The sequence below is a fragment of the Pseudomonas sp. BJa5 genome (assembly GCF_030272875.2).
GTDB lineage: Bacteria > Pseudomonadota > Gammaproteobacteria > Pseudomonadales > Pseudomonadaceae > Aquipseudomonas.
The window spans coordinates 1-251 of sequence record NZ_JALRNG020000181.1; the positions used below are offsets into that span (position 1 = coordinate 1).

Sequence of the window (251 nt, forward strand, 5' to 3'; positions counted from 1 at the left end):
AGTACGCGGCCGACGTACTGGGTGTCAGCCGCGGCCTTCTTGCCCACGTAGCCCTCGCCACGGCCGTACATCTTCAACCGCGCACGCATGTTCGACGTATGTTACTCGAACTGCGCCTCGTAGGTCAGCGTGCCCAGTTTGTAGAGGCGGACTACGCCTGCCTGGCAAACCCAGAGAAAGTGGCTGTCGAGGGTGTACTTGCGAGAGGCGAACAGCCGGGCCAAATCTTCTACATTCGGTTGATTATTCAG

At 59.0% G+C, this 251-nt stretch carries 1 pseudogene; it reads right to left on the reverse strand.

Features of this window, described 5'->3' with window-relative positions:
• Window positions 1-251, reverse strand: a pseudogene (locus M2D63_RS25935) (hypothetical protein); the annotation flags it as partial.